The sequence below is a fragment of the Nocardiopsis salina YIM 90010 genome, from assembly GCF_000341025.1.
GTDB lineage: Bacteria > Actinomycetota > Actinomycetes > Streptosporangiales > Streptosporangiaceae > Nocardiopsis > Nocardiopsis salina.
The window spans coordinates 25,103-47,159 of sequence record NZ_ANBF01000085.1; the positions used below are offsets into that span (position 1 = coordinate 25,103).

Below are 22,057 nucleotides of genomic sequence, written 5' to 3' on the forward strand. Positions count from 1 at the left end.
CCTGGGGGCGTGCCCCTGTGACGGTGATCGGCCCTGGTGTCGTGTCTCCTGGTGTGGAGCCCGAGCCCTTCGGGACAGTTCCGCCCCGGCTCAGCGCCAGCCGAGGCCGGGCGCGACGTAGCGCAGCAGGTTCTCGATGACCTGCGCGTTGTAGTCCACCCCGAGCTGGTTCGGCACGGTGAGCAGGAGCGTGTCCGCGGCGGCCACGGCCTCGTCCTTCGCCAGATCCTCGACGAGCTCGTCCGGTTCGGCGGCGTAGGTCTTGCCGAACCGGGCCAGGCCGTCGTCCAGGTGCCCGACCTGGTCCCTGCTGGCCCGCTCGCGGCCGAACAACTGCCGGTCGAACTCGCTCACCAGCGGGAAGATGCTCCGGCTCACCGATACGCGCGGCTCGTACGCGTGGCCTGCCTCCCTCCACGCGTCGCGGAAGAGCTGGATCTGCTCGGCCTGCAGCTGGTGGAACGGAACCCCGGTGTCCTCGGTGAGCAGCGTCGAACTCATCAGGTTCATGCCTTGCTCGCCCGCCCACTGCGCGGTGGACCTGCTCCCCGCACCCCACCAGATGCGTTCGCGCAGGCCGGGGGAGTGCGGTTCGACCCGCAGCAGGCCGGGCGGGTTCGGGAACATCGGCTGCGGGTTCGGCTGCGCGAAACCCTCACCCTCGAGTACCTCGAGCAGGGCCGCCGTGTGCTTGCGCGCCATGTCGGCGTCCGTGGTCCCCTCCTCCGGGCGGTGGCCGAAGTACTCGTACCCCCGGATCACCTGCTCGGGGGAGCCGCGGCTGATCCCGAGTTGCAGGGGCCCGCCGGAGATCAGGTCGGCCGACCCGGCGTCCTCGGCCATGTAGAGGGGGTTCTCGTACCGCATGTCGATCACGCCGGTGCCGATCTCGATCCGGCTCGTGCGGGCACCGATCGCCGACAACAGGGGGAAAGGTGACGCCAGCTGCCGGGCGAAGTGGTGCACCCGGAAGTAGGCGCCGTCCGCGCCCAGTTCCTCGGCGGCCACGGCCAGGTCGATGGACTGCAACAGGGCGTCCGAGGCCGACTGCACGCCCGAACGCGGCGAGGGTGTCCAGTGGCCGAACGAAAGGAATCCGATCTTCTTCATGGTCACGGCAACACCGCCGGCGCACTCGTATTCCGGGCTGTCGGTTCCCGGCCCTGCTGTCCCGGGAGACACGTCCGTGTGGCATCGGTGTCGAACCGGAGTCACCTTCGCGGTGATATCGCGTCCCACCTGTCCCGGGCGACAGTGGGGGCGACCCGTTCCGCCCCTGAGGGCCGTCGAATGCGGAGTTCTCGTGGCACACAACGACGCGTGCGCGTACGCCAGGAATCCGGGATGTGCCTGTTCGGGCTGCGGCGGCAGCCTGCACGGATGGCCGGGACATCTGCGTCTGGCAGAGGAGCCCCCCGAGCAACGCGCGAGCCGACGCGCCCGTGCCGAAGCCGAGTGGTACGCCGCTGTGGGCAACGATGAACAGCTCAGGCGCCGCCGCTTGGCAGCACCGACCGGACGGATGCTGTTTCAGGCCACCATCATGGCCAGGGTCGACATCGCCGAACACCTCGCAGCACACCCGGGCACGGCGAAAGGGGTCGGGGAACTCGGTGCCCTGCTCCACGAACAGGCTCTCGCCCGCGTCCGGGCCGAAGCGGCCCGGCGATCCGGAACCCGACCCGAGCTGGCGCAGGTCTCCCACTCACTGCCCGGGCATTTCTGGTGTTCGCTCCTGGCCGCCCTCGTGGACACATCGGCCCGGTGGGACCGAGTACTCGACAAGGTCCCGGAACAGGCGCTGGGTTCACTCGAGGAGGAACCACCACCGGACCGGAACCCGGTCCAGGAACTGATCGCCGATACCGCGGCGGAGGAGATCTGGCACTGCGCGGCGGCCTTCCTCGGAGTGTGGGAGGTCGAGGAGCTCTTGCTGGTCATGCGTGTCCTGGCCGTCCTGATCTGCCCCGACCCGGGCCGGCATCCCGGTCTCGTGCGCCGGTGTGCGCTTCCGTTGGGGCGCGGCGTCCTCGCGGAGACCACGGGCATACGGCTGCGCCAGAGCATGTGACGTGCGCAGGACCGTCACCACACGGTGTCCGTTGACCCGCCCGGCGCCAGGACGCGCGGCGGGGGCAGCACCCGGCGATCAGCAGGTGCAGACAGTAATGTCTCTGTCTGTATGAGTGACGACGGTGGAAGTGTGCGCACACGCAGGGCCCTCGTCCGCGACGCGGGCCGTTGGGCCCTGGAGAAGGCGTCGGAGGCCCTGCACCGGTTGCGTGAGAACTTCGGTCTGGTGCTGCAGTGTGCTGTGGCCGCGTCCGCGGCGTGGGTCATCGCCGGCGGTCTCATCGACGACCACTCCCCGTTCTTCGCCCCGATCGCCGCGGTCATCGCGCTCAACACCGTCGGCGGCGAGCGCGGTACCAACGCCGTCCGGATGCTGCTGGGCGTGGTCATCGGCATCGTCGTCGGGGAGCTCTCCATGGTTCTCACCGGCGGGGGCTACGCCAACATGGCCGTCGCGGTCGGCGTGGCGATGGCCATCGCGGTCGCCCTCGGTGCAGCCCGTCTGGTCATCGCACAGGCCGCCGCCGGGGCGATCCTCACCCTGGCCTTCGCGGACGGCCAGATAGGCGTCAGCCGGCTCACCGACGCGCTCATCGGTGCGGGTGTGGCCCTGGTGATGAGCCAACTGCTCTTCCCCGCGCGTCCGGCCGCCCGGCTGCGGCGGATCGAGACCGAGGCGCTGCACGAGATCGTCCGCCTGCTCAACGCCACCGGCCGGGCGCTCAAGGAGGACGAGGACCCCTCCTTGAGCACCGTCGACCGGTTGAGCGCCCTCAGCCGCCCCATGGCCGACCTCAGCCGGGCGCAGGAGAACAGCCACAGGAGCGTCCGGTGGACCACCGCACGCTGGGCCAGCCCCGGCCCGCTCGCCTACGAGGACGAGAAGGTCGACCGGCTCATCATCCTCAGCGAGAGCTGCCTGGCGCTGGCGCGCACGGCCGCGGCCATGGACCCGGAGGAGCGCGGCCGCATCGCCTCGGTGGTGTGGGAGATGGCCGCCGCCCTGGAGGTGCTCGCGGGTGATCTCGGGGACCGAGAGGCACGCCAGCACGCCGTCGACCTGGCGCTCGAGCTCGCGCAACCGTTCAGCGAGCACACGGGCGACGACCCCGTCACCGCCTCCGCCCACCTGTCGGTGCAGATGGTGGCGACCGACATCATGCTCTTCGCCGGGGTCGAGGAGCCCGAGAGCGTGGCGCAGGCCCTGTCGGGCGAGGAGGACCAGCCGCGAGTGGAGCACCCGCACACGGAGTCGTTGCTGCCCTGGGTGCGACGGCGGCGGGCCTCCCGTGCCGGGCGTCTCCGGCGGTTCCGCCCGCTGTTCCGCCGTCGGCGCTGACCCCGCAGGTCACAACTGGGCGCGGACACCCGCCTCGCGGGCCAGCCCAGTCACCTGGTCGCCGAGATCGTGGCGGGTGGCCAGGCACGCGTCCCCGCGTCGGAACAGCGGCAGTACCGCGTGCCCCCTGGCGTCCTCCAACTCGAGTGCCAGGGCCGTGTAGAGCGCGAGCAGGGCCAGAACCAGACCGGCCGCCCCGGCCAGCGTCTCCATCGCTGGGGAAGCGGTCAGCTCCGCCAGGCCGGTCAGGGAGAACCGCAGTCCGCTGCCGATCATCACGATCGCGATCATGAGCTTCTGCAGGGCGCCGACGATGGGGACCAAGGCCGCCACCCCTGCCACGAGCAGCAACAGCCCCAGTGCCGTGGTCTGGGTACCGGGGTCGGCGACCAGCTTCACGACGGCGAGCAGCGCCCAGATCCCGCCGAGGAGCCCCATGCTGGTGCTCGCGACCGGGTCGCGGGCCAGGACGCCGAAGACGGAGGCCAGAGCCATGAGCGGGACTGTGACCAGGAGCGCGGCCAGGGCCACGATCCGGGTCTCGTCCTCGGGGATCAGGCCCAGTTGCAGACCGCTGAAACCGGTCGTTGCGACGGTGAGACCGAGGAAACCCATGGGCAGGGGTGAACCGATGGGGCGCAGGGTGATGCGGACCTTCGAGGAATGGTCGGTGTGCGCGGTCTCGCCGCTGCGGTCCTCGTTCATGAGCGGGGTCTCCTCCTGCTGTCGGGGCCCGTTCTGAGTCCCCTCGGAAGATAGGCGCCGGGATGCACCGTTTCGTCCATCCCGGTCCGGCAGGAAACACAGAGCTCACACGGCGTTCTCCGGCATTTCCGACTCAGAGCCCGAGACGTCCGCGCCGCACCGTCCCGGCCGTGACCACGGCACGAACGCCCCGCTCCGGCTCGGCGAGCAGGGACAGGTCGTCGAGCGGGTCGCCGTCGACGACCAGCAGGTCGGCGCGTGCCCCCTCACTCAGCGTTCCGGCCTCTCCACCGAACCCGAGGAGTTCGGCGGCCTCGCTCGTGGCCGACCGGATCACCGCGTCCGCCGGCTGAACCTGCCCCCGGATGGTGAACTCGTTGCTCTGGTGTTCCTGCATCCCCCCGAGCAGGTCGGTGCCGAAGGCGAGGCGCACACCGCCCTCGTGTGCCAGGCGCAGGGCCTCCAACCCGCGTTGCAGCACCGTGTCGACCTTGGCCTGGCTCTCGGCCGGGAGCCCGTACCGGGGGCCCAGGCGGGAGAGCTCGTGGTAGGTCACCAGGGTCGGGACCAGGAACGCGTCGTGCTCGCGGAAGAGCTCGACACTGCTCTCGTCGATGAGGTTGCCGTGCTCGATGCACCGCACCCCCAGGCGCAGGCCGCGGTTGACGGCACGGGCGGTGTAGGCGTGACCGGTCACGTAGCGGTTGGCCGCCTCGGCCTCTTCCACCACGGCGCGCAGTTCGTCCTCGGAGGACTGCGTCGAGTCGATCCGGTCGGTGGGTGAAGCCACACCGCCCGACAGCATCACCTTGACGTGGTGAGCCCCGGTGCGCAGCTGGTCACGGGCGGCCCGGCGGAACTCGACCGCGCCGTCGCACACCAGTCCCGCGCCTTGGCAACAGCCGTCGTCACGCGAGCCGTGACGTCCGCGCGGCCGGAAGTCGCCGTGCCCGCCGGTCTGGGAGAGCGCCTTTCCGCCGAACGCCAGGCGCGGGCCGTCGATCAGCCCTTCCTCGACGGCCAGCGACAACCCCCAGTCCGCGCCGCCGACATCGCGCACCGTGGTGAAACCGCGCCCGAGCATGGCCGAGAGCGACGTCGCGGCCCACGCGGTCACGTAGGACGGGCTCTGGTCGGCGGCGGCCCCGAGGTCGGCGGTGAAGGCGGTGGCGTGCACGTGGGCGTCGATGAGCCCGGGCATCACGGTGGCCCCGGCCAGGTCGACGGTCTCGGCGTCCTCGCGTGCGGGGGCGGGGCCGGTTCCCCGAGCGACGATGCGGCCCTCCTCCACCAGGAGCCAGGAGCCGGGGGTCGCCGTCCCGGGCTCCGGGTCGAGCAGACGGGCACCGGTGAGGAGCAGGGGTGAGGGTGTTCGGGGCATCGGGGCCTCCCAGGGTGGGTTGTCACGGGGAACGAGTACCGCATCCCCTCTTTATGCAATAGATGTTGCATGAAGATGTCTCCGGTGTCCACTGCTGGTATCGGTTGGGGCGGTGCCCCGGGAGGTCCGGGAGCCCGAAGGCAGGAGGCCCCATGTCGGACTGGATCGCGCAAGCCCTGGAGGGCGCACGTCTGGGGAGGGCGTCCGAACGTGTGGTGTCTGTGCTGCGTGAGGAGCCGCGCTTCGCCTCATACGCCTCCACCGCCGACCTGGCCGAACGCGCCGAGGTCAACGTCGCGACCGTGGTGCGCGTGGCCCAGCAGCTCGGTTTCTCCGGTTGGCCGACCCTGCGGGCGGAGGTGCGTTCGCGGTACCTGACGTCGTTGAGCGGGGGAGGGGGCCTCACCGAACACGCTGGTTCGGACGCCGACCCGGTCGATGCGGCCCTGGCCGCCGACCGCGCCACCCTGGGTCTTCTCGAGCGCGCGGTCGACCGGGAGCAGGTACGTGCGGTCGCCTCGGCGGTGCACCGGGCCGGTCGCACCCTGGTCCTGGGGTCGGGCACCTTCGCGGCGCCCGGGGTGCAGCTCTCCCATGCCGCGGGGATCATGGGCTACGACGTGCGCCTGGGCGAGCTCGGGGGGACGGCGGTGCTCAACACCCTGGCGAGGATGGGATCCGGCGACCTGCTCGTCGTGTGCGACCTGTGGATGCTCCCGGTGGCGTTGCGGCGTGCCGTGGAGGTGGCGGTGCAGCGCTCGGTCGGGGTCGCCGTGATCACCGACCGCGAGGGTTCGCCGCTGGTCACCTCGGCCGATCAGGTCGTGGTCGTGCCCAGCGAGGGCGTGGGGGTGCTCCCGTCGTTGACGGCCGCCATGGCCGTGGTACACGCGGTGCTGGCCGAACTGACGAGTATCGGCGGACCGCGGGTGTTGGATTCTGTGCGGGAGGCCGAGCGGCTCTGGCGGGAGGCCGAGCTGTTCTGAGGCGGCTCGGGTAAACGGTCGCGGTCGGCTCGACGATGTGAAGCACGTCACACAATATGCAACATCTATTGCATTTGAGGTGAGGGGGCTGTTTGTATCGGCCTCCGGCGGGACCCCGCCCGAGCCCCCGACAATCTCCCCGAGGCTGCCCATGCAGACGACACACCTGGTGATCATCGTCCTCTACCTCCTGGTGATGGTCGCCATCGGCCTGTACTTCTCGCGCTCGTCCAAAGTGGGCGGGGGCGAGGACTTCCTCTTCGCCGGCCGGCGCCTGTCCACGCCCGTGATGATCGCGACCCTGCTGGTGACCTGGGTCGGCGCCGGTTCGATCATCGGCGGTGCCAACTTCGCCTACCACCACGGGCCCATCGCCGGCCTGATCTTCGCCGCCGGGACGCCCCTGGGGATCGTGGTCCTGATCCTCATCGCGCGGCGCATCCGCCGGGCCGCACGCCACACGGTCCCCGAGCTGCTGGAGGCGCGCTTCGGAACCGGGGTCCGCACGGTGGCGGCTCTGGTCACCGCGGTGGCCTACGTCGGCCTGGTGGCGGCGCAGTTCATCGGAGGCGGGTACGTCCTGGCGCTGATCACACCGCTGAGCCCCACCCAGGGCGCGCTCGTGGCCGCCGGTATGGTCACGGTGCTGACCGTGACCGGCGGGCTGTTCTCGGTGGCCTACACCGACTTCATCTCGGCAGTGCTCATCCTCGGTGTGCTGGTCGCCTCGGCCCCGATGGTCCTCCTGGCGGTCGGCGGCCCAACGGCCTACTGGGAAGGCCTGCCCGAAGCGGCGACCACCCCCACCGGGGGGCTGAGCGTGTTCCAGATGCTCGGCTACTTCCTGCCGCCCTTCCTGCTCCTGCTCGCCGACCAGAACCTGTTCCAGCGCCTGGCCGCTGCCAAGGACGAGCGCAGCGCACGCAACTCGGCGCTGGGCATGCTCGCCTCGAGCTTCCTCGTGATCCTGCCGGTGACACTGCTGGCCACGTCCGCGGCGATCCTCATGCCGGGCATCAACGGTGACGAGTCGGTCCTGCGCCTGGCCTCGGACGGCTATCTCCCGGTCGCGCTCGGGGGTGTGCTCCTGGCGGGCGCGGTGGCCTTCGTGATCACGACCGGGTCATCGTTCATGCTCTCGGCCGCCTCCAACATCGCCTTCGACCTGTTCGCACGGTTCGGCGGATCGCGTGTGGGTGACCGCGGGACCCTCGTCGTGCAGCGCGTCTCGGTGGTGGCCATCGCTGCCGTGGCGATCGTGCTCGGGTTCTACTTCCCGACCGTGCTCGACCTGCAGATGTACTCCTACACGATCTACGGCGCCGCCATCACCCCGGCCGTCTTCGCGGTGCTGTTCTGGAAGCGGGCCACGACTGCGGGGGCCGTGGCCGCCCTGGTCGCCGGGGCCGCGGCCACCATCGGGTGGGAGGTGGCCGGTGCGCCGGGCGACCTCAACGGGGTGGTCGTCGCCCTGCCGGTCGCGCTGGTCTCCCTCGTCGTGGTCAGCCTCCTGACCAAGGCCCCCGACCCCCGGAGCCTGGAGGCCGCCGGGGTGGACTGACCCCGGCGGCACGCGGGGCGCCGCCGGTCAGGGCTTGCGCGCGACCCCGCAGTACTGGTCGACGTGGGCGGGGGTGCCCACCTCGGCCGCGGTCGGACGCCACAGCGAGGCCGAGACGACACCGGGTTCCACCAGATCAAGGCCGGTGAAGAAAGCTTCGATCTCCTCGGGGCTGCGCAGGTGGTAGGGCAGCGCGGCGGTCTCGTTCCACCTGCGGGCCGCCTCGACCATGGGCTCGCTGGTGTTGCTGCCGTCGCACAGCGCCAGGTGGCTGCCGGAGGGCAAGGCGTCCACGTAGGCGCGCACCGTCGCGCAGGCCTGCGCGTGATCTGCGGTGTGGCCCATGGTGCCCAGCACCGTCAGCCCGACGGGCCGGTCCAGGTCGAGGTACTCGCCCGCTGCGGCCAGGACCCCTTCGGGGGAGTGCAGGTCGGCGTCGACGTAGCGCACGTCGTGCACGTCCGGTCCGGTGAGCAGTGCCCGGGCATGGGCGAGCACCATCGGGTCGTTGTCGACGTAGACCACGCGTGCCCCGGGCGCGACCGCTTGCGCGACCTCGTGGGTGTTGTTGTGGGTCGGCAACCCGGTCCCCACGTCCAGGAACTGGTCGATCCCGGCCTCGCCCGCCAGGTAGGTGACCGCCCGGACGAGGAACTCGCGGTCGGCACGGGCGGCGGCGACCATCGCCGGATACGCCTGGAGGACGAAGTCGCCCACCTCGCGGTCCACGGGGTAGTGGTCCTTGCCGCCGAGCCAGTAGTTCCACACGCGTGCGGAATGGGCGACGGTCGTATCGATCTGGGGAAGATCCGCCACGGGGCCCTCTTCGTCCTCGTCGGTGTCGTTCGATCCGCATTCTGGTGGTGGGAAGACCGCTCGGGCAACCCGGAAGCCGCGCAACCATGGGCATTTGCGGACGTCGGGGGTCCAGGCCGGGGTCGCCTGGGACGTCCCGGTCCGCGGTGGTTGAAGTCGGGCGTATATTTTTTGTGTGTGACCCCCGCTTTTTTCGTGAGAACGCCACGACGGAGGGTGATTATTGCGAAGCTGGGGTCATGGGCACACCACGCTCGCGCCCGGTGTCGTCGCCGGGGCTCCTGACCCTTGCTCTGCTCGCCTCGCTGGCGTCCCCGTTGGTCGACCATGCACCCGCCTGCGGTCTGATGGTCCAACCCCCGGCGGTCAGTGTCCCGATGCCCGAGCGGGATCCGCAGCGCTGTCGCGGGGGCGGCCCCTCGCGCCCGCGTGGCCGGTGCGGCCAGGCCCGGTTGCGTGCGCTCGGTGAGGACGTGCCCCGGCACTGTCCGCGGCCCAGTGCCCACCGGTCCGTGTCCAACGGGTTCTGTGTCGTGCCCCGCCCGCGGCGCCCGACGGACTGACCCTGCAATGAGCCGCGTCCCTGGCGATCATCCCCCGCCAGGGGCGCACCCCTCTCCTCCTTCCTCCGCCGGGTGGCGCCGGTTCTTCGGCGGGCAGGGCCGTCCGCCACCCGGCGCGGCGGTGGCCGCCCCGTCGCCATGCCGAGAACGGCTCCGGGGTCCTGAGATCGACGATCGCAGGACGGTCGGACGCAAACCGTGACCCCCCTGTGGCGTTCGCAACAGGGTGCGATCCGGCAAAGCATGCACATTCCCGGAATGCCACATGAGTGATCTACGTCACAGTAGGTATGAGCGAATCACCAGCGCCACCACCGGCCCACGGAGGAGGGGGCCCTGGTCGGCGTTCTTCCAAGATCGCACTCGCCGTCGCCGTGCCGCTCTCCGTGTTCTTCGCCGGGGTCCTGTGCCTGGCCACCGTGATCGCCCTGACCACGCTCGTCACCCGCACGGCCGAACCGGGGCCTGGGCAGGGAGCCGAGGCGCCCGCCCAGGGAACCGACGAGCCCGAACCGGAACGGGACCCTGGGGCCGGCCAGGAACGGGATGAGGAGCCCGGAACGCCGGATCCGGATCAGCGCTCGTCGGAGGAGGGGACCTCCCAGGCCCCCGGCCACACGGTTCCCGAGGTGCCGCCGGGCTCCTACGACGGCACCTCCACGTGGCTGCGCGACTTCCGGGTCGAATGCGAGACCGCCTACACCGACACCACCATCACCGACGGGATGGGCGCCAGCCAGACCGCTCCGTCGGGATCGGAGTTCCACATCTACAGGCTCCACGTCACCAACGAGGGCGACGTACCGGACCTCTTCGACACGTTCGGCACCACCGCCACGACCACCGACGGCAGGGAGTTCACCCACGACGAGGAAGCCGAGTTCACGGTCGCATGGGACTACCTCTGGGACGAGATCAACCCCGGGGAGACCGTGACCACCTACGTCGTGCTCACCGCCCCCGAAGGCACCCGGTTCGCCGAGGTCCGTATCGCGGGGGAGGCCGTGCTCGAACCGGTCACGTGAGACAGCACCCCGGCGCTCGGGCGGCAGACTCGGTGCGCCGGAGCCCGCCGGGCGAGCCCGTGGCACCCGGGCCTTCCCGTAGGCTCTCCAGCGACCATTGGTAACCGAGTGACAAGGGTGAGGACTCACGATGGCCGCCCGAAAGAAGAAGTCGAACCGCCGTCCCGGGCGCGGCAAGGGTGCCAACGACATCCACCGGGGTCCCACACGCGACCCGGGGCCGACCGGGAACGTCGGGTGCTGGTTCATCCTGATCGCCATGGTCGGGATCGGCATCATGATCCTGCTGTTCGAGCTGTTCGGCTGAATCTGCGCCCGACCCGATCCGGGCGCGATCCGCACACGGTCCGCGTCCGCGCAGGCCGCCGCATCGTCCCGGCCCTCCCGGCCCCGGAACACACGCACCGGGCGGGCCCGGGGCGGGGCACAATGGGGGCATGTCGCGACGTCGTCCAGGCTCCACCACGCCCCCGCCCGCCCCCGACTCCGCTTGCCCCTGCGGCGGGGACCGAACCTACGGGGAGTGCTGCGGACCCCTGCACGAGGGTGCCGCACAGGCGTCCACGGCCGAGCAGCTCATGCGGTCGCGCTACAGCGCCTTCGCCGTCGGTGACCACGCCTACCTGCGCCGCAGCTGGCACCCCGACACCTGTCCGCCCGACCTGGAACCGGACGCCGGCACCACCTGGACCGGGCTGGAGATCCTCGCGACGTTCGAGGGAACCCCGTTCCACCGGGAGGGCACGGTGGAGTTCGTGGCCCACTACCGCGACGCCTCGGGCCCGGGGCAGATGCACGAACGCAGCCGGTTCGTGCGCCGCGACGGAGCCTGGGTCTACCTCGAACCGCTTCCGCACGGCTGAGCTCGCGTCCCCGTCGAGCCGCGAAGACCGCGACGGGGCCGGGGACCCGCACCGAGACCGGGTCCCCGGCCCCTCCGGTCCGCCCCGGGTGAGGGGAAAGGAGCGGGCGGACCGGGGTCGGGAGGCCTGAGCGGTGCACGTGCCCGTGGGCACGGCGCCCGTCGGCCGGTACATGTGGCGGCCGCTGTGTTCAGGTGCCGCCACCGGTCTCAAAGGGGCCAGGGAGGGCCGCCGCGTCGACGGCGGCCCCACCGGCGCGGGGCCGGAACGGGAACCAGGCGGCGGGCCAGGTCGGCGGTCTCGCGCTCAGGGTGGTGTTCGGCCAGAGCCTGCAGAGCCGCGGTGGCGGCCGGGTGGCCCGAGGAAGCGAAACCGGGGACGAGCCGGTGCAGGTTCAGGGTGAGCACGTCGGCCCCCGGGTCGGAGAGCACACGCACGAGTGCGTCCTCCCCCTGCAGGGCCGTGGCGGCGACCAGGTCCACAGCGGCCCACGGGCCCTGTTCGTGCAGGATCCGCTCGTGCTGGTCGGCGGGCAGCGTTCCCGAGGCGAGCAGGGTGTGCCCGGCCATCGCCGCGGTGGCGACGGGCGCGGTCCGGACCACCAACTGCAGACGTTCCAGCAGGTCGGAGGTGACCGTGTCCAGAGCGCGCGCGGCGTGCACGCGGCGCATCGCCATCCCGGGCGACTCCACGGCGGGCTGGATCTCCCGCAGCGCCTCTGCGGGCGTGCGCGAGGACATCCAGGTGTCGACGGCCACGAGCCGGCCCTCGTCGGAGAACCGGGGCATGGAGTCGAGGAAGGTCTCGGCCGACTCCTCGGCGAACTCGTCGATGAGCGGGGCGGGCACCCCCTCGGACAGCAACATGTGTCGGACCCCGAACCTCCCCAGCGGTGACAGGCGCACCAGGTGGGGGCCGGCCGCGCACGACCCGTGGCCCGCGCGTCCGTCCCAGGTTCCGGGCCCGGGGCGGTACACGTGCAGCGCCCCCGTCTCGGACACCCAGTGCAGCAGGGGCAGGAGAGCTTCCTCGGCCCCCCGCAGCGTGGCCGCGTCCGTGCGCCCGCTGTCGGCCAGGGCGTCGGCGACCAGGTCGTCCAGGCGCAGGCGGGCACCGTCGAGCGCCTCGTAGAGCCGGTGCAGGACCCGCGAGAGCAGTTGAGTCCCGACGTTCTCGGGGGCGAGGGCCGTCAGCACCCGGCGCGACTCGTCGACCGTCCAGGACAGGAGCCCCACCCACCACTGCAGGAGCCGGTCGGGGTCGTCGAGGCCCTCCTCGAGCTCGCGGCTGGGGCGGGCCTGGCCGACGGCGGCGTCGATGAGGTCCAGGTGCACGGCCGCGCGCCACGGAATGGCCAGCCGCGGGGCCTCGGAGACCGAACGCAGGCTGTGCAACCACACCGAGCGCGAATCCTCGCAGGTGAGGTCGTCCGGCCACAGCGCGAGGTCCTCGACGGCCTCACGCGCCATCGCGAGCTCGGGCAGGAGGTCGGGGGTGACGGGGGTCGTGGGCCCGGTCCACAGGGCGAGGTTGAGGGTGTCGGCCATCAACGGGCTGTGGGCGGCGTCGAAGACGAGGAGCTCCTCCGGTTGGAGTGCCACCAGACGTGCCGAGGTCCGGTGCTGGTGGACGGACGGGGTGTGGTGAGAGGGCACGCGTGCTCCCTGGAGTTTCCTTGCGGCGCCGAGGCTGTTCCACTTCTATCGCCTTGTTGAGCGGCGATGGGGCGGTTTTCGGGAACATCTCCGAACGCGTGCGCCGATGGGCTGCCCGAACCGGGAGGAACCGGTTGATCACGGAACGCGTCCGCCCCGGGAAGAAGCTCGGGCCGGAGGGAAACAGCGGGTAAGGACTGGTCCGGCCCCGAGACTCCGGACGACCGGAACCCCGGGCGGCGGGGCGGAGCCGCACACCGTACGCAGTCCGCGGGTTCAGCGCAGGTGTGAGGCGCCGTTGACGTCCAGGACGGTGCCCGAGGACCACACCGCCTCGGGGGAGGCCAGATACAGCACCGCGGCTGCAACCTCCTCGGGGGCGGCCACACGGCCGAAGGGACTGTCGGAGCGCACGGTGTCGGTGAGCCGGTGCTCGACCCGTTCGGTTTCCACGAACCCCGGGGCTACGGAGGCCACCCCGATCCCGTGTGGGGCCAGCGCGACCGCCAGTGACTGCCCCAGTGAGTGGAGCGCGGCCTTGCTCGCACCGTAGGCCGGGTGGTCCGGCTCACCACGGTAGGCGCCCCGTGAGCCGACGTTGACGATGCGGCCCCGCACGCCGTTCTCGATCATGTTCCGAGCGACGAGGTAGCTGAGGTCGGCGGCCCCGAACACGTTGACGTCCATGGTGTGCCGCCACACGCGCCGCCACTCCGCGTAGGGGGTGTCGGTGAGCCGCTGGGGCAGGTTGACGGCGGCGTTGTTGACCAGGACGTCGACGGAACCGGTGTGTTCCAGGGCCCGCGAGGCCAGGGACTCGGCGCCGTCGGGATCGGCCAGGTCGGCGCGGAGCAGCAGGTGGCCGTCGCCCGGCAGCAGGGAGAGGGTGTGCTCGGCCTCCTCGCGGCGGCTGCCCCAGTGAACGATCACACGGTCGCCGTTGCGGGCGAAGGCGGTGGCGACGGCGCGGCCGATACCGCGGGCCGCGCCGGACACCAGGACGGTACGGGGCCGGGCGGGGGAGCGTCCCGGCCCGTCGGGGTGGTGGGAGTCTGGCATGGGCGGCATTCTAGGACGCCACGGCGCCTCCCGGAGCCCGCGGCCGTTTCAGCTCTGCCCCTGTGGCCCGGGTCCGGGACGCAGGCCGAAGGGGGCACCGAAGCCCACGAGCCACTCGTACTCGCGCAGGTGGTAGAAGACCCGTTCGGTGACGTCGTGGTCGGGTGCGCGACGGGACGGCCAGCCGAACTCGTCGCAGATCATCGTCCAACTGGGGCCGTGGCCGTGCACCTCTCGGAAGGCCCCCACCCACTCGGCGACCTCCGCCTCCCGGCCCAGCACCAGGGCCTCGGCGCGTTCCTGGACCGGGCGGTCGAGCGGGGTCGAGGCCGGGGTGATCTTCGGGGGAGTGGCCGGCGGGTACGGGGTGGGCGCCATGTGCGCGGTGACCTCGGTCAACGAGACCCGGACCGGGTCCTGCGCCAGGTTCGGCTGCGTGATCCACTCGATCTTGACCAGCCATTCGAGGAGCTCGACCAGTTCCATCGGGCCGCTGAGCGCACACGCCTCGATGATGTCGTCCGCCTGCACCGAGATGGTGCCGTCGAACTCCGCGCGTGACGCGAGATAGGCACCGACCACACGCAGCCGTGCGGGCTTCTTGCGCATCTTGCGGTGGTTGATGGCGCGCTGGTACCAGCCCGAGGCGCGGGTTCGGATGCCCTCGGTGGTGTTCCACGGGTTGCCGTGGAAGGAGGGCATGTCGCAGGTCTCGGGGTCCATCGGCCCCGCGGCCAGGATGCGCTCGGGGGTCGAATCGAGCCACCCGGTGGAGGTGAGAGCCGACAGCGAGGGCTCCGGGTTGTCGATGCGCAGGATCTTCATGTCGTGGGCGAGTACGTAAGAGAAGCCCCGGATGACGGCGCGCAGGGCGATGGCCACGGCGAGCATGCGGCTCTCGGGGTCGTTGCCGGCCCGGTCCTCGATCACCCGTTCCCAGACGTCCTGGAGGAGGAGGTACTGGTCGGGGTTGATCGGCAGGACGCGCTTCTTGGGGGAGACCTCTTCCTTGGGGGGTTCGGGTTTCTTCGGCGGGCGCAGCTCGGGGTTCCAGCCGGGAGGGTTGCTGATGCCCTTCTCGGCGCACACGTCGCACGCCATGGCCGCGGCGAGGTCGGGGCCCGGACGGTGGTACTGGATGCGCTTGCGGGAGGGCTTGGAACCGCCGCTGTCCGTGGTGCTGTCGGTCATGTCCTGGAGGGTAGCGAGGCTGTGCGCGGGTGTGTCCGGGAAACGGAGATTCGGGTGCCCCGAACCCCGGGGGACACAGGACCGGAGAGCGGGACTCCGGGGGTGGGCCTGAGGCGTCGGTCGAGGGACGTGTGAGGGTTCCTAGTTCCCAGGGGACTCCGGGCACCAGCGGCGGTGGCGGCAGGATGCGCACGCGGGGCCCGGGGTGGGGGCGTGCACGGTGTCCTGGTGCCACGGGGAGGCGAGCTCGGAGACCACCGCACGGGCACGGGCGCGCAGTCCGGGGGAGAACGGGTCGAGCGTGTGGAGCGAGGATCCGTCAGGGGTGAGGGACTCCAACTCGACCCGGGAACGGGGGCCGGGCGTGATCACCCCGCACGCGAACAACAGGACCGATACCGCCAGTGCGGGGTGGGCGGCCAGCAGGGAAGGGCCGTCCGGTTCGGGCAGGGGGTCGGCGAGCACGGTCTGGCGTTGGACCCACGAGCCCCCGTCGCGGTGGAGCAGGTCGACCCGGGCCAGGACGAGCACGTCGGCAAGCGGATCCTGCACCGGTAGGCGCAGGCCGGCGTGCACGGGCGCGGACACCGGCACGGCGTGCAACGGACAGTCCCGGGCGTGTGCGGTCAGGAGCCGGGCCACGTCCGGGTCCGTTCCGGGGGCCCCTTCTTCGGAACAGGCCCGTCGGGGTGAACGGGCGTGCGCGCGGGCCAGGCGGGAACGCACCTCCTCCTCCCGGGACGGCGGTTGCCCGGGTAGGCCGAGATCGTGCAGGTGGGCCGAGGCCGGGCAGGAACGGTGGCGCAGGCCGGTGCCCACCGACCACGTGCGCCGCGGACGGGAACGGTCACGGAACCCCAGCAGACCCGGGACCCGGGCGGGTGCGTCGCAGCCCTGTTGGAGTTTGCACGGGCCGCAGTCGGGGCCCGGTACCCGCGGCATCCCCTGGAGCGGCACCGCACGCAGTGCGGGCCGCCCCCGGGCACGGTACAGGTGCTCGGCCTCGGCAGGGGTTCCTTCGAAGCGGAGCCCCTCGGTCCCGTCGGTGCAGGAGACCTGCAGCACTCGCACCCGGTCCGGCGGGGGTACCACCTCACGGACCGGCAGAGGAAGACCGCTCCGGTGGCGCCAGGGCTCGGCGCCCATGGCGGGACGGTCCACCGGGGCGCCGGCCGCCAGGACGTGGGCGGCGACCGCGTCGGCCGGTTCAGGAAGGTTTTCGGTGAGGGTCTCGAGGACCGGGATCCGCAGCTCCCTGACGCGGTCCGCCCCCTCCAGGAACGTGTATCCGCGTCCGCCGGCCAGGACCTCGTACGTGCGGGCGTGCGCGGGGGTGCCACGGGGCGGGAACCGGATCAGCCACGGTTGTGCACAGGGGATCCGGGCCGGGCCGGGGAGGTCCGCAAGGGCCCGGACCCACGTGTGTACGGCGTGCTCGACCCAGGTGAGCAGGCCCTCGTGGAGCGGGGCGAGCGGGGTTCCGAGGTGGTCGCGGGGGCGTTCGCCCGGGCGCGGAAGGTGCGCGCACGCCTCCTCGACCGTACGCCCACCCAGCTCGACCAGGTCCAGCGCGGCGCCCAGGGCGGTGAGCGGATCGGTGCACAGGGGCTCGGGTTTGTGCCGTCCGGGGCGCTGGACAGCATGGTCCACCGACGCGCGCCGGTGCACGGGACAACGTCCGGGACGGTCGCCGACGACGTCGGCGGGGATGCGCACACACGGGGTCCGTGCTGCACCGCTGCGGTCGGGCACGGTGTGTCCTTTCCTCGTGCGCTCGGCGCGCACGTCGTGTACTGACGAAGGCGCTGGGCCGGAGTAGCGGCGGGGCCGGCGTCCGCAGGGGTGATGCGCACCCGCCCGGACGTCGTGCCCGAGGAATCCGTGCGCGTGACACGCACGCGGGCGCACGTGCGGGCACCGGTCGCGGTCGGTGTGCGTGCAGGGCACACGGGCGGGCGGGGCGGCGGGTGCAGGCAGCCCGTCGTTCAGGGATCGGCCAGAGGGGTCACCAGGGCGGCGTGCATCTGCCGCACCCGGTCGCGGTGGCGCCCGGTACGGGTCCGGTAGGCCACGCTCACACGGGACCGCCCGACCTTGGTGATCGTGCCCGCGTAGTGGTTGCGGGCCAGCCGGAACGTCACCGCCTGGCCCACCGACAGGCGGCAGATCGCCCTGCGTGAGGCCTGCGTCAACGCCCGGTGCTGGTCCCGTCGGGTGTTGCGGGCGGGGTCCCAGCGCCGTCGCAACTGCGCTGCCTCCTGCTCTGCGCGGTTCCGGCGGCGCACCTGGAGACGACACTCGTGGGCCAGGTGCGGGAACCGTGCAGCGATGGCCTCGCAGGCCTCCCGGTGCCGCTCGGTACTGCGGTCGCGTGTGTAGTCGGTGAACTCGTTCCTGAGGTGGTCGACGACCCTGCGTTCGGCGGACAACGACGAACCCGGGCGCCCCCGCAGGGTGTCCAGGGCGCGGGGGTCGGCGCGGGTCAGTATGGACAGCGGATCGGTGCTGGACGGGAACCAGGTCGAGACCATGGGCGCTCCGGGTGGTGGTGCCGACGTGCTCAGGACCATGGTGCGACGGATCCGGCCCGCACGGGCGGGCCTGTGGACAACTACGGGAGCCACGCGCGAGGGTGCGGAGAAGTCGGGTCGGTCCGGGGGTGATCATGTTGAATGACGTCCATGATCGTGCGTCGAGTACTTCCCGATGAGATGAGCGCCGTCAGCGCGCTGCGTGAGACCGCCTACCGGGCCGACGGTCTGTTGAAGGCCAACCCCGACTACGTGCAGGCCCTGCGTGACCTCGGAACGGACGGGCGCGGCGAGGTGTTGGTCGCGGCCGACGGCGACCAGCTCCTCGGCACCATCATGTTCGAACCCTGGCACGACCACAGCGAGCTCGCCCGCGGCGCCGACGAGGCCGAGGTCCGCGCGTTCGCCGTCGCACCCCAGGCCCGCGGCCGCGGGGTGGGCAAGCTCCTGGTGGAGGCGTTGGTGGAGCGCGCACGCGAGGAGGGCGTCTCGCACGTCCTGCTCTTCACACATCCGGAGATGGTCTCGGCCCAGTACGTCTACCGGGCGCGCGGTTTCGAGCGCTTCTCCGAACGCGACTGGGAACCGATTCCGGGGATGCGACTCCTGGCCTACCGGCTCACCCTCAAGGACTGACACCGGCGCCGGGCGCCGGTCGGGCGCCCGGCACCTCCCTGTCTCACATCGCGGCGTCCGCGGCACGCGCGTTCGACGCGGCCAGCGCCGCCCCCCGCCCCCACGCCCCCTCCAGGAACAGGTCCAGTACGTGCGGGGCCCGCGGGTGCCCGCTCAGCGAGACCGTTCGCACCAACTCCTCGGCCCGCGCCGTGAGCCGGGGGTCCTCCGGTGGCACGCTCCCGTCCTCCATGAGCAGCGCGTGGTCGTCCAGCGCGGCCCACACGTCCTGGTGGGACGCCGGATCCGGTACGTGTCCGGGCTGCAGTCGCCGCGCCCACCCGCCCACGACCGGGTGGTGCACGTGGAACGGCAGAACCTCGGCCAGTCCGGGGGAGGAACACCGCAGCAGACGTGTGGCGGCGGCCCTCCGGCGCCACTCGCGCGGTTCGGTGCAGGCGTCGAAGAGCTCCGCGACCGCCGTGCTCAGCAGACCCTGCTCGTCCTGCCGGCGCAGCCATTGCGTCAGCACGAGCTCGGTGTCGGAGGGGCGCCCGGCCCCCGTCACCACCTCCAGTGCCGCGTTGCCCGGCAGTGAGGCGAGGTCGGGCAGGACCGTCACGGGTACGTCCGCGCGGGTGAGCTGCCGCACCATGAAGTGGTCGCCCAGCGGTGTGGTCCGCAGACGCCCGTCCCCGCTGCTGCCCCCGGTCAGTGCGCCCACGTCCTGCAGCACCGCCGCCGCCCGGCGCACCTCGGCCGCGCCCGAGGGCCCGACGGCGCAGGCCTCGGCCAGGTCGGCGGGGGTGCGTCCCTCGCCGGTGACGAACAGTTCGGTCAGCACCAGGTAGGAGACGACCCCGCGCAATCCCGTCATCGCGGGGAGTGCGTCGGCCCAGGCGTCAGCGACGGCTCCGGGTACCCGTCCGCTCCAGTCGCGGGTGGCGGGCCCGGGCAGGATCCGGGTGTAGGTGGTGCGGAGCAGACCGGCCTCCCGGGCGATCCGGAACGCGGTGTGCACCTGCTCGGGGCCGGTCTCCATCGCGCGGGCCGCCTCGGCGAGGTCCTCCGCGCACAGAGCGTCGTGCGTGTGGTCCGGCGCCAGGTCGCGTCCGTGATCGACCCACACGGTCAGTCGGGCGGCCTCGGACAGCGGGGTGCACTGCAGCGCGGCGGCGTCGAGCTCCTCGGGTGGTGCGGCCACGACCGCCGGCAGCGTCCCGAAGGTCGGGGACGTGAGTCCGAGGCGCTGCATGAGCGTCGTCAGACCTGGGTCGTTCTCCTCCTCCTGGCAACGCGGTTCGGTGAGGTCGACGGTGGCGATGGCCTCGCGCAGCGCACGCGGACCGGCCCCGGGGGCGAGCCCGCCCCGTTCCACGAGGTGGTCGCACCACAGCAGCCAGGCCGAGCGCAGCGTCTCGGGGCCGCCCCGGTAACCGTGCACGGCCGAGGCGACCTCGTGCACGTCCTCGATCGTCCAGTCGCCGGGGTCCGGGGCCCCGCAGTCGCGGTGGGCGTGCAGCACCAGGGTCAGGGCGTCGGGATCGGGTTCCGTGGGCGGGTGCAGGCCCCGGGACCACTCGAGGCAGGAGCGGACGGCCGAAGAGATGCGCTGAGTCATTGGACTATCACCGAATGTGTTCAAGGTCGCCGAAACGGCATCAGGCTAACCGCGCCCGCCCCTCGCGCGCTGGGAAACGGCAGAAGTCACCTCGGCGGGCCTGAACAGGTCGGCCCCTCACTCCACCAGCTGGAACCCTTCCTGACCGCTCACGCCCTCGCCGTCCAGGTGCCCACCGATGCGCGCGTAGGCCTGCTCGAGCACGCTCAGTTCATCCGCGGAACGCTCGCCGTCGTCCTCCACCGCCGAGGCCAGGTCGACCACCCGGTAGTCGGGCTCGACCTCGACCCAGGTCGGCACCGCCTGCAGGCCGCCGGCCTCCCACGTGCCCGGTTCGGTCTCGGTGAACTCCACCTGCGCCATGACCCCCTCGCGGCGCGAGTCGATGGGCGGGCTCGACTGCCCGGCGATCTGGTTGCCCAGGCCGTAGGCGACCCAGGTGTCCTCGACCAGGTCCATGGGCTGCACGACGTGGGCGTGGTGGCCCAGCACCATGTCGATGTCGGAGGAGTCGGCCAGGTCGACCAGTTCGCGCTGGTCGGCGTCGACCTCGTGCGAGTACTCGGTGCCCCAGTGCAGGGACAGCACGACGATCTCCGCGCCGGCCTCGCGCGCCCTCGCCGCCTCGTCCAGGATCGCCTCCTCGTCGATGAGGTCGGCCATCCACTCCTTGCCCTCCGGTGCCTCGAACCCGTTGAACCCGTAGGTGTAGGACAGGTGGGCCACCGGGACGGCGTCGCCCGCGCCCGCGTCGACCTGGTGCACCGTCGGCTCGGCGGCCTCCTCCTCGGTGCGGGCGCTGCCGGCGGCGCCCAGGCCGGCCTCCTCCATGGCGTCGAGGGTGCGGACCACGCCGTCCTCGCCCTGGTCGAAGGTGTGGTTGGAGGCGGTCGAGCACCCGTCGTAACCGGCGTCGGCCAGGCCCTGCGCCAGGTGCGGGGGTGCGCTGAAGACGGGGTAGCCGGAGAAGGGGCCCTCCTCGGGACCCAGGGGTACCTCCAGGTGGCACAGGGCCAGGTCGGCGCCGTGCAGCCGGCCCGAGACGTCGTCGAACATGGGGGCGAAGTCGTAGGTGCCGCCGCCGTCGGCCTCGGCCTGTGTCCACACCGACTCGTGCACGAGCACGTCCCCGCCGCCGATCACGCTCAGTGTGCGCGGTTCGGACGGGGGTTCGGAGGCCGAGTCGGCGATGGTGTCGGTGTCGTCCGTGCCAGCGGCGGCACAGGCGGAGGCGGTCAGGAGCACGGCGCACACGGAGGCCGGTCCTGCGACGGGGCGGGAGGGAAGCGGTCTGCGGGCGTGCGGAGAAAGGCCGGGGTTCTTCGTCATTCCTCGATGCTAGGAACGCGAGTCCTTTTTTCAGGTTCCTGGTGGGGGTGTTGTGAAGGCCGGATCAGGAGAACTTGAGGAGGGGTCTGGGGAAGCCGTAAAAACGTCATTATGCCAGCTCAGTGCGGCATGCATGAGGAGTTCTGGCCGCAATCGGGCGTTTTTTGCAAGGCGCTCACCGGTGGATCGAATGTCATTTCTGGTCGGTGTGTTCCGAGGTTTGTTTTCCGTGTCTGGGCTGTCTTGTTCCCCCTTGTGTGCCGTGTGCCTTCCGTTCCGGGTGCCGCCGGACGTGCCTGCACCGCCCCGGTGGCCGCCCGCCGCAAGACGCAGCTTTCATCGTTGAAGCACCCCGGAAACATCGGTCCCGTACGGTCGGCACCCGTTCGCCGTCACCGAGGGAGTCTCCATGCAGCAGGGAACCGGGGCCACGGGCACGGGCAACGCCGTCCGCGAGGCAGCGGCCCGCTGCCCGCACGGCGGGGGAGTGGCCTACCCTCTCCACGGCAACAGTGGTTCCGAACTGCCCTGGCGCCTGCTGCGCGAACGCTACGGGCCTCTCGTCCCGGTCGAGCTCTGCCCCGGCGTGCCCGGATGGCTCCTGCTCGGGTACAAGGAGAACCTCAGGGCGCTGCGGGACCGGACCCATTTCTCCGCCGACCCCGCCCACCGCTCCTTCGGCCCGGAACCGGTTCGCGCACGCGCTCTGGGCCGCGACGGCGAGGACCACCAGCGGCTGCGCCC

Annotated in this window: 19 protein-coding genes and 1 pseudogene; 9 read left to right on the forward strand and 11 right to left on the reverse strand. The window is 71.8% G+C overall.

The window, feature by feature from the left end:
* Positions 1–90: 90 nt before the first annotated feature.
* Positions 91–1,110, reverse strand: a complete 1,020-nt coding sequence (locus tag D474_RS0109570) for an LLM class flavin-dependent oxidoreductase (RefSeq protein WP_017613362.1) — start codon at positions 1,108–1,110, stop codon at positions 91–93.
* A gap of 193 nt (positions 1,111–1,303) precedes the next feature.
* Between D474_RS0109570 and D474_RS0109575 the strand changes: the two genes are divergently transcribed.
* Positions 1,304–2,071 carry a hypothetical protein gene (locus tag D474_RS0109575; protein ID WP_239647028.1) on the forward strand — a complete coding sequence of 256 codons (768 nt, stop codon included), beginning with the start codon at positions 1,304–1,306 and terminating at the stop codon, positions 2,069–2,071.
* Between the two features lie 111 nt (positions 2,072–2,182).
* Positions 2,183–3,412 carry an FUSC family protein gene (locus tag D474_RS0109580; RefSeq protein WP_017613364.1) on the forward strand — a complete coding sequence of 410 codons (1,230 nt, stop codon included), beginning with the start codon at positions 2,183–2,185 and terminating at the stop codon, positions 3,410–3,412.
* Between the two features lie 9 nt (positions 3,413–3,421).
* On the opposite strand, the gene D474_RS0109585 is transcribed toward D474_RS0109580, so the two are convergent.
* Together D474_RS0109585 and D474_RS0109590 are read right to left on the reverse strand one after the other, a co-directional pair.
* A complete protein-coding gene (locus D474_RS0109585; RefSeq protein WP_017613365.1) occupies positions 3,422–4,117 on the reverse strand; it encodes a hypothetical protein in 696 nt (231 codons plus the stop codon).
* 133 nt (positions 4,118–4,250) lie between these two features.
* A complete protein-coding gene (locus D474_RS0109590; RefSeq protein ID WP_017613366.1) occupies positions 4,251–5,498 on the reverse strand; it encodes a metal-dependent hydrolase family protein in 1,248 nt (415 codons plus the stop codon).
* A 152-nt stretch (positions 5,499–5,650) separates the two neighbouring features.
* On the opposite strand from D474_RS0109590, the gene D474_RS0109595 reads away from it, so the two are divergent.
* Both D474_RS0109595 and D474_RS0109600 read left to right on the forward strand, forming a co-directional pair.
* Positions 5,651–6,484, forward strand: a complete 834-nt coding sequence (locus D474_RS0109595) for a MurR/RpiR family transcriptional regulator (protein ID WP_017613367.1) — start codon at positions 5,651–5,653, stop codon at positions 6,482–6,484.
* A gap of 151 nt (positions 6,485–6,635) precedes the next feature.
* Entirely contained in the window at positions 6,636–8,045 is a 1,410-nt protein-coding gene (locus D474_RS0109600) for a sodium:solute symporter family protein (protein WP_017613368.1), read from the forward strand.
* A gap of 27 nt (positions 8,046–8,072) precedes the next feature.
* Here D474_RS0109600 and D474_RS0109605 read toward each other — a convergent pair whose 3' ends face one another.
* Positions 8,073–8,861 (reverse strand): SAM-dependent methyltransferase, encoded by a 789-nt coding sequence (locus D474_RS0109605; protein WP_017613369.1) that lies wholly within the window; start codon positions 8,859–8,861, stop codon positions 8,073–8,075.
* 853 nt (positions 8,862–9,714) lie between these two features.
* Between D474_RS0109605 and D474_RS0109610 the strand changes: the two genes are divergently transcribed.
* The 3 genes from D474_RS0109610 to D474_RS0109620 all read left to right on the forward strand — a co-directional run bounded on the left by D474_RS0109610 (position 9,715) and on the right by D474_RS0109620 (position 11,312).
* On the forward strand, positions 9,715–10,449 hold the full coding sequence (locus D474_RS0109610; protein WP_026118332.1) for a DUF4352 domain-containing protein: 735 nt from the start codon (positions 9,715–9,717) through the stop codon (positions 10,447–10,449).
* Positions 10,450–10,579: 130 nt separating this feature from the next.
* Positions 10,580–10,756, forward strand: coding sequence for a hypothetical protein (locus D474_RS32645; RefSeq protein WP_017613371.1), 177 nt, complete (start codon positions 10,580–10,582; stop codon positions 10,754–10,756).
* 130 nt (positions 10,757–10,886) lie between these two features.
* Positions 10,887–11,312, forward strand: a complete 426-nt coding sequence (locus tag D474_RS0109620; protein ID WP_026118333.1) for a YchJ family protein — start codon at positions 10,887–10,889, stop codon at positions 11,310–11,312.
* Positions 11,313–11,521: 209 nt separating this feature from the next.
* Here the strand turns inward: D474_RS0109620 and D474_RS0109625 are convergent, their stop codons facing one another.
* The 5 genes from D474_RS0109625 to D474_RS0109645 form a co-directional block, all read right to left on the reverse strand.
* A complete protein-coding gene (locus D474_RS0109625) occupies positions 11,522–12,967 on the reverse strand; it encodes a hypothetical protein (RefSeq protein WP_017613373.1) in 1,446 nt (481 codons plus the stop codon).
* Between the two features lie 276 nt (positions 12,968–13,243).
* A complete protein-coding gene (locus D474_RS0109630) occupies positions 13,244–14,026 on the reverse strand; it encodes an SDR family NAD(P)-dependent oxidoreductase (protein WP_017613374.1) in 783 nt (260 codons plus the stop codon).
* A gap of 48 nt (positions 14,027–14,074) precedes the next feature.
* On the reverse strand, positions 14,075–15,217 hold the full coding sequence (locus D474_RS0109635; RefSeq protein WP_017613375.1) for a hypothetical protein: 1,143 nt from the start codon (positions 15,215–15,217) through the stop codon (positions 14,075–14,077).
* 141 nt (positions 15,218–15,358) lie between these two features.
* Positions 15,359–16,969: a hypothetical protein gene (locus D474_RS0109640; protein ID WP_017613376.1), complete on the reverse strand. Its 1,611-nt coding sequence runs from the start codon at positions 16,967–16,969 to the stop codon at positions 15,359–15,361.
* Positions 16,970–17,202: 233 nt separating this feature from the next.
* Positions 17,203–17,787 carry a hypothetical protein gene (locus D474_RS0109645; protein WP_239647029.1) on the reverse strand — a complete coding sequence of 195 codons (585 nt, stop codon included), beginning with the start codon at positions 17,785–17,787 and terminating at the stop codon, positions 17,203–17,205.
* Positions 17,788–17,889: 102 nt separating this feature from the next.
* Here D474_RS0109645 and D474_RS0109650 point away from each other — a divergent pair, with 102 nt between their 5' ends.
* Positions 17,890–18,384 carry a GNAT family N-acetyltransferase gene (locus tag D474_RS0109650; RefSeq protein WP_083931778.1) on the forward strand — a complete coding sequence of 165 codons (495 nt, stop codon included), beginning with the start codon at positions 17,890–17,892 and terminating at the stop codon, positions 18,382–18,384.
* Between the two features lie 43 nt (positions 18,385–18,427).
* Here the strand turns inward: D474_RS0109650 and D474_RS0109655 are convergent, their stop codons facing one another.
* Both D474_RS0109655 and D474_RS0109660 read right to left on the reverse strand, forming a co-directional pair.
* Positions 18,428–19,984: a hypothetical protein gene (locus D474_RS0109655; RefSeq protein WP_017613379.1), complete on the reverse strand. Its 1,557-nt coding sequence runs from the start codon at positions 19,982–19,984 to the stop codon at positions 18,428–18,430.
* Positions 19,985–20,101: 117 nt separating this feature from the next.
* On the reverse strand, positions 20,102–21,313 hold the full coding sequence (locus tag D474_RS0109660; protein WP_083931779.1) for a CapA family protein: 1,212 nt from the start codon (positions 21,311–21,313) through the stop codon (positions 20,102–20,104).
* Positions 21,314–21,722: 409 nt separating this feature from the next.
* Here D474_RS0109660 and D474_RS32650 point away from each other — a divergent pair.
* Positions 21,723–22,057: pseudogene (locus tag D474_RS32650) on the forward strand (cytochrome P450); the annotation flags it as partial.